Below are 6,510 nucleotides of genomic sequence, written 5' to 3'. Positions count from 1 at the left end.
GGAGATCGCCGCGCGAACGGTCAACAAGGAGCGGGCCCGGCAAGGGGAGGCCGAGCAGAGCAGCAGGACGTCGACCGACGACATCTCATCCTCCCGCCGCGGCGGCCTGCGGTCCCACTCCGGATCGGGCGGTCGGACCCGCGACCAGCTCTACAACGAGGCGAAGCAGAAGAACATCAAGGGACGCTCGCGGATGACCAAGGCCGAGCTCGAGAAGGCGGTCGGTCGCTAGCCTGCCCGGATGACTCCGCCGGGTCGGCGCCAGGAAGCCTTGTGGTGAGCCCGGTCGGCAGGCAACCGTCGTACCGCAGTCAGAAGACCTCGGGCAGCTGCGACGCCCGGCCGGTGAACCGCGGCTCCCGCTTCTCACGGAACGCGGCCACGCCCTCCTTCCCGTCGCCAATGGAGGTGTAGTACATCGCCAGCGAGTCGGACAGGTGCGCCTCGAGGGGCTCCGGCGCTGCGCTGTTGCGGTAGACGAGCCGCTTGGCCAGGGCCAGCGCGACAGGTGAGCGGCCGACGACGAACGAGCGGGCCAGGTCGTGCGCGGCCGTCAACAGGTCGTCGGGCTCGTGCACCGAGCGCAGAAGCCCGCCGGCCAGGGCCTCGTCAGCGGTGAGGATGTCCGCGGAGTAGATCCACTCCAGGGCCTGCTGCACGCCCACGATCCGGGGGAGGAACCACGTCGAGCAGGCCTCGGGGACGATGCCGAGCCGTCCGAAGACGAAGCCGATCCGGGCCTTCGTCGAGGCGAGGCGCAGGTCCATGGCGAGGGTCATCGTGGCGCCGATGCCGACGGCGGGGCCGTTGATCGCCGCGATCACCGGCTTGGGGCAGGCGTGGATCGCCAGCGCCACGCGGCCACCGGTGTCGCGGACGCCGTCGTGGTACGGCGCCTCCGTGAGGTGGTCGCGCAGCTCGGCGGGTGTGGGTCGCACCGACTCGTCGAGCCCGAAGACGTTGCCCGGGGCCGACAGGTCCATCCCGGCGCAGAAGGCACGTCCGGCGCCGGTGACCACGATGGCCCGCACCTCGTCGTCCCTCGCCGCGGCGAGGAAGACCTGCTCGAGCTCCCGCGCCATCGTGACGTCGAAGGCGTTCAGCGCGTCGGGCCGATCGAGGGTGAGCGTCGCGACCCCGTCACCGTCGACGGACCACGACAGCGTCTCCCAGTCCGTCACCGGGGCAGCCCGGTCGGCGTGCAGAGCGCCTTGCCGATCCCGTCGGTGTCGTCGTCGATGACGTGCTGGAACAGCTGCTCGGACCGCTCGGGGTCCCAGTTCACCGCGAGGTCGGCGATCGGGACGGTGCAGGTCATGCCGTCCGAGCCGTTCACCCGGGTCATGGCGAAGGCGAACCGTGCCGCCGAGAACATGCTGGTGCCCTCGCTGACCCGGATCGCGTCGGCGGCGGACATGTTCAGCCGGTAGTAGCGGACCGGGTTGAGGATCGACCACGGCGAGACCGCTTCGCGACCGATGGCCGAGACGACCTCGCGCTGGGCCCGGGCCCGGTCGATGTCGCCCCGCGCCTCGTAGGTCTTGCGGGAGCGGGAGTAGGCCAGCGCGGTGAGGCCGTCGGCCTCCTGGCACCCGCCCTTGATGTCCAGACGCGCATCCGGGTCCTTCATCGGCCCCTTGGGGCAGATCTCGACGCCGCCGACGGCGTCGACCATGTTGATCACCCCACCGAAACCGATCTCGACGTAGTGGTCGACGCGGATCCCGGTGTTCTGCTCGACGGTGCGCACCAGCAGCTTCGCTCCCCCGAACGCGGTGGCGGCGTTGATCTTGTTGGTGCCCTGTCCGGGGATGTCGACGATCGAGTCCCGGGGGATCGACATCAGCAGGTTCGGCCCGGAGCCGGTGTGCAGCAGCATGATGGTGTCCGTGCGCCCGCCCGAGCGCTGCCCGGCGCGCACGACCCGGCGCTGCTCGGCGGTGAGGTCGTCGGCCTTGTCGCTGCCGACCACGAGGTACGTCGTCCCCGGCTGCTCGTCGGGGCGCTGCCCGGCAGGCTCGGCGTCGACCTTCTCGACGGTCGTCCAGGCCCAGATCGGGACCGCGATCAGGAAGACCAGCCACACCAGCAGCAGGATCCACAGCCACCGGAGCCGGGGCCGGGGGAGCCGGGACCGCCAGGAGGACCCGGAGCCGGTGCGCGGCGGCGGCGCGATGTTGGGCGGGGCCGGACGGCTGGTGCGGGCGTCCCGGGAGGCCCCCGCGGGCATCACGCGGGTCTCGTCGCCGGACGACGGCCGAGCCGACTGCTGGGGCACCATCCGGGTGGCGTCGTCCGGGGTTCCGGAGCGGCGCTTCTCGCCGTAGAGCCAGTTGTACTCGGGGGTGCCCTCGCGGGGACCCCCTTCTCCCCGGGGACGATCTGCCATGCGCCCGACGCTACCGTGCCGGCCGGCGCGACCGGTCGTCTGCCTGAGGGAGCCCGCGTCGACTCCTTCGGACCACAGGACCGGGGGACCGTGCGGCGCGTCGCACGGGGTGTGACGCGTGTGACTGGTGATACTTGGCCGACTGCTTTCCTTCCCCGAGCAGAGAGGCTCGACCATGTCCTCTGGGCCGCCCGCCACTTCCCCCGGGTCGCTCACCGGCACCGACTCCGCCCTCCGCACCGCCGGAGACCGCGCCGCCCGCGTGCGGTTCCGCCGTGCCGTGGCGCTGATGCTCATCACCCTGGTCCTCCCGGGTTCGGCGCAGCTGGTCGCCGGCAACCGCCGGGTGGGGCGCATCGCCCTGCGGATCTGGATCGTGCTCGTCGTCACGACGCTGGGAGCCCTGGCCCTGGGCCTGGTGTGGAGCGGGTTCACCTTCTGGCTCGTCTCCGATCCCCGCGTCCTCGGCCTGCTGCGGGTCCTGTTGATGGTGCTCGCCGTCGGGTGGGCGGCCCTGTTCATGGACGCCTGGCGGATCGGACAGCCCCTCACGCTGTCCGCCCAGCACCGTCGGGCCGTGGTCGGCGTCAACGGGCTGCTCAGCCTCAGCGTGGCGGGCACGCTGCTGTTCAGTGCCCACGTGGTCGGGGTCCAGCGCGACTTCATGATCGCGATGTTCGGCGACGGGGAGGCGACCGGCGCCCACGACGGCCGTTACAACGTGCTCCTGCTCGGTGGCGACTCCGGGGCCGGGCGGTGGGGGCTGCGCCCGGACTCGCTGACCGTCGCCAGCATCGACGCCGACACCGGCCGGACGGTCCTGATCGGACTGCCCCGCAACATGGCGCAGTTCCCGTTCGCCGAGGGCTCGGTCATGGACCGGCAGTTCCCGCACGGCTTCGACTGCGAGGGCTGCTACCTCAACGGCGTCAGCACCTGGGCCGAGGACCACACCGGCCTCTTCGGCAAGTCCGACACCCCGGGCGTCGACGCCACGATCATGGCGGTGGAGGGGATCACCGGGCTGGAGCTCAACTACTGGGCGATGGTGAACCTCGAGGGGTTCAAGAACCTGGTCGACGCCGTGGGCGGCGTGACGCTCAAGGTGCGGGCACCCATCCCGGTCGGTGGTCTCGGCAGCGACGTGACCGGATACATCGAGCCCGGCGTCCGCAAGCTCGACGGCCACGACACCCTGTGGTTCGCCAGGTCGCGCGAGGGGTCCGACGACTACTCCCGGATGGCCCGGCAGAAGTGCGTGATGAGTGCGATGCTCCAGCAGGTCAGCCCGCAGGTCGCCCTGCGGAACTTCCAGGACATCGCGCAGGCGAGCTCGGAGATGCTCTCCACCGACATCCCCTCCAGCGAGGTCGACCGCTTCATCGACCTCGCGCTGAAGGCCAGGTCGCAGCGGGTCGCCTCGCTCTCGCTCGTGCCGCCCATGATCAACACCGGTGACCCGGACATCGACCTGGTCCAGGAGAAGGTCGCGGCCGCGATCGACCGGGCGGCAGGACAGGCGCCGCCGCCGAGCGACCAGAGGAAGAAGCCCAGGGCCGTCACCGGCGGATCGCTGGGGAGCCTCAGCGAGGGGTACGCCGCCAACCAGTCCGATGACGTCGGGTCTGCCTGCTGATCCCGCGAGTCGGCGCATCTGCAACCGTTTCACCCGCCGAGTCGGCGCATCTGCAGGGCTCTGACACGTCGACTCGGCGCGTCTGCAGGGTGTGCGCCGGGCACTAGCGCCGACTCGGCACGTTCAAGAGCTGCACTTGCGCCGACTCAGCATGCTCGAGCGTTGCAGTCGTGCCGACTGGGCACGTGTAAGCGTTGCAGTGGCGCCGACTCGGACCGTCCCAGCCCTGCAGTAGCGCCGACTCGACGAGCCGTAGGGTGTTCGCCGTGACCGACCAGCCCGCGTACGACGCGCCCCGCGTCGTCGCGGTCGTCGTCACCTTCAACCGGCTCGCCCTGCTGCAGCGGCTGGTGAAGACCCTGCAGGAGGTGCCGCAGCTCGACGAGATCCTCGTCGTCGACAACGCGTCGACCGACGGGACCGGCGACTGGCTGGCCTCCGCCGCCGCGGGAGCCGACCAGCCGGCCCTGGTCGCCCGCACCCTGGGCCGCAACGGCGGCGGCGCCGGAGGATTCCACGAGGGCCTGCGGCTGGCGGTCGAGCGTGGCGCGGACCTGGTCTGGCTCATGGACGACGACGGGCTGCCCGATCCCGACTGCCTCGAGACGCTCCTGCTGCACGCGGGTGCCTACGACTTCTGGGGCCCGGTCGTGGTCGACCAGGACGACCGGGAGCGGCTCGTGTTCCCGATCCGGCTGCCCGGCCGCACCGCCGTCGTGCACCAGATGCCGCAGGTGCGCGCGGCTGCCCACGGGGGAGTGATCCAGGACGTGGTCATCCCGTTCAACGGCGTGCTGGTCACCCGCGAGCTCGTGGAGCGGATCGGGCTGGTCCGCGAGGAGTACTTCATCTGGGGGGACGACCACGAGTACCGACTGCGCGCCGAGCGGGCCGGCGCCAGGATCGCCACCGTCACCGACGCCCGGGTGCTGCACCCCGCGGTCGGTGACCTGGGGACGCCGATGATGTTGGGCAGGACGACGTACAACCACACGCCGAGCGACCTCAAGCACTACTGCATGGCCCGCAACAACCTGGTCAACCTGCGCGACTACCGCGGCTGGCCGCATGCGCTGGCCTTCGTGGCCAAGACCCTGTGGTTCTACTCGTTCACGCGTCGCGACCCGGCCCGGCTGCGGCTGAGCCTCGAGGGGATGCGGGCCGGCCTGCGCGGGGACTTCACCGGGCACGAGAGGTTCCTGTGACGACGCACGTGACCGAGTCGGTGGCGGTCGTGATCGTGACCTTCAACCGGGCCGACCTGCTGACCCGCATGCTCGACGGCCTCGCGGCCCAGACCAGGCTGCCCGACGCGGTGTTCGTCATCGACAACGCCAGCACGGACCACACGCGGGAGATCCTGGCCGCGCGCCGGGAGCACCCCGAGCTGCCGCTGCAGGTCACTCACAGCGAGGAGAACCTCGGCGGCGCCGGCGGGTTCCAGCTCGGCGTGCGCCTCGCCTACGACGCCGGCCACGACCGGATCTGGCTCGTCGACGACGACGTGGTGCCCGCCCGGGACTGCCTCGAGGTGCTGGTGGCCGCCGACCAGCCCTGCGTCGCCGCGATTCGCGAGGACGTCCGGGGTCACCTGGTCGAGAAGGCGGCGCTCGACTTCGACCTGAGCAACCCGCTCGCCATCCGTCCCAAGCGGAGCGCGGTCGACGACTCCTACTCCGACCGGTCGGCCATGCCGGAGCGGGTCGAGCTGCAGAACGTCTCGTTCGAGGGCTTCATGTTCCACCGCGAGGTGGTCGACGCGATCGGGCTGCCGGACTCGTCGTACTTCATCTTCTACGACGACGTCGACTTCGCGATGCGCGCGCGTCGGGCCGGCTACCGGATCTGGGGGCTGCGCGACGCCGTGCTCGTGCGCCAGCTCGACTTCGACCAGCAGCACGCCCTCGACACGTGGAAGGGGTTCTACATGTTCCGGAACCTCTTCGTCGTGCACTTCCGCTACGGCGAGAACTCCCTCGTCCGGTTCAAGCCGTGGCTGATCACGCTCGCCGTGCTGCTGCTCAGCCCCGTGCGCGGAGGCCGGGCCGAGGCCCGCAACGTGATCCGCGCCATTCGGGCGGCACGGGGAATGCGGGCAGTTCCGCCGACGACCGTAGACTGACCCACTGCGTCGACCCCCACGAGGAGAATCACCCCCTTGACGAGTCCAGATCTAGTCATCGTCGGCTCCGGCTTCTTCGGCCTCACCATCGCCGAGCGGTGCGCCAACGAGCTCGACCTCCAGGTGCTGGTGCTCGAGCGCCGCCACCATCTCGGCGGCAACGCGTACAGCGAGAAGGAGCCGACCTCCGGCGTCGAGGTGCACAAGTACGGCGCTCACCTCTTCCACACCTCCAACGAGAAGGTGTGGGAGTACGTCAACCGCTTCACGTCGTTCACCGACTACAAGCACCGGGTCTTCGGCAAGTACCAGGGGCAGGTCTACTCGCTGCCGATGAACCTCGGGCTGATCAACCAGTTCTTC

The 6,510-nt window shown here is 70.6% G+C and carries 7 protein-coding genes; 5 read left to right on the top strand and 2 right to left on the bottom strand.

The genetic code is table 11. From position 1 onward, the window contains the following. On the top strand, positions 1 to 232 hold a 232-nt coding region (locus VFN12_RS12780; RefSeq protein ID WP_325119090.1), incomplete at its 5' end, for a plasmid stabilization protein. Between the two features lie 79 nt (positions 233 to 311). On the opposite strand, the gene VFN12_RS12775 is transcribed toward VFN12_RS12780, so the two are convergent. Further along, the gene (locus tag VFN12_RS12775; RefSeq protein WP_325119089.1) at positions 312 to 1,181 is read right to left on the bottom strand and encodes a crotonase/enoyl-CoA hydratase family protein; all 870 of its coding nucleotides are present in this window, start codon (positions 1,179 to 1,181) and stop codon (positions 312 to 314) included. Then, positions 1,178 to 2,389, bottom strand: coding sequence for an LCP family protein (locus VFN12_RS12770; RefSeq protein ID WP_325119088.1), 1,212 nt, complete (start codon positions 2,387 to 2,389; stop codon positions 1,178 to 1,180). Before VFN12_RS12770 ends, VFN12_RS12775 begins: the two co-directional genes overlap by 4 nt. Before the next feature lie 175 nt (positions 2,390 to 2,564). Between VFN12_RS12770 and VFN12_RS12765 the strand changes: the two genes are divergently transcribed. The 4 genes from VFN12_RS12765 to VFN12_RS12750 form a co-directional block, all read left to right on the top strand. After that, positions 2,565 to 4,025: an LCP family protein gene (locus VFN12_RS12765; RefSeq protein WP_325119087.1), complete on the top strand. Its 1,461-nt coding sequence runs from the start codon at positions 2,565 to 2,567 to the stop codon at positions 4,023 to 4,025. A gap of 266 nt (positions 4,026 to 4,291) precedes the next feature. Continuing rightward, positions 4,292 to 5,230, top strand: coding sequence for a glycosyltransferase family 2 protein (locus VFN12_RS12760; RefSeq protein WP_325119086.1), 939 nt, complete (start codon positions 4,292 to 4,294; stop codon positions 5,228 to 5,230). After that, entirely contained in the window at positions 5,227 to 6,147 is a 921-nt protein-coding gene (locus tag VFN12_RS12755; RefSeq protein WP_325119085.1) for a glycosyltransferase family 2 protein, read from the top strand. The genes VFN12_RS12760 and VFN12_RS12755 overlap by 4 nt, the downstream gene beginning before the upstream one ends. Positions 6,148 to 6,183: 36 nt before the next feature. After that, positions 6,184 to 6,510 (top strand): NAD(P)-binding protein (locus VFN12_RS12750; protein WP_325119083.1); only part of this gene is annotated, 327 nt, incomplete at its 3' end.

Source organism: Nocardioides sp., from assembly GCF_035703625.1.
Lineage (GTDB): Bacteria > Actinomycetota > Actinomycetes > Propionibacteriales > Nocardioidaceae > Nocardioides.
Note: the sequence above shows the minus strand (reverse complement) of the source record. Positions and strands in the feature narration are given on the sequence as shown.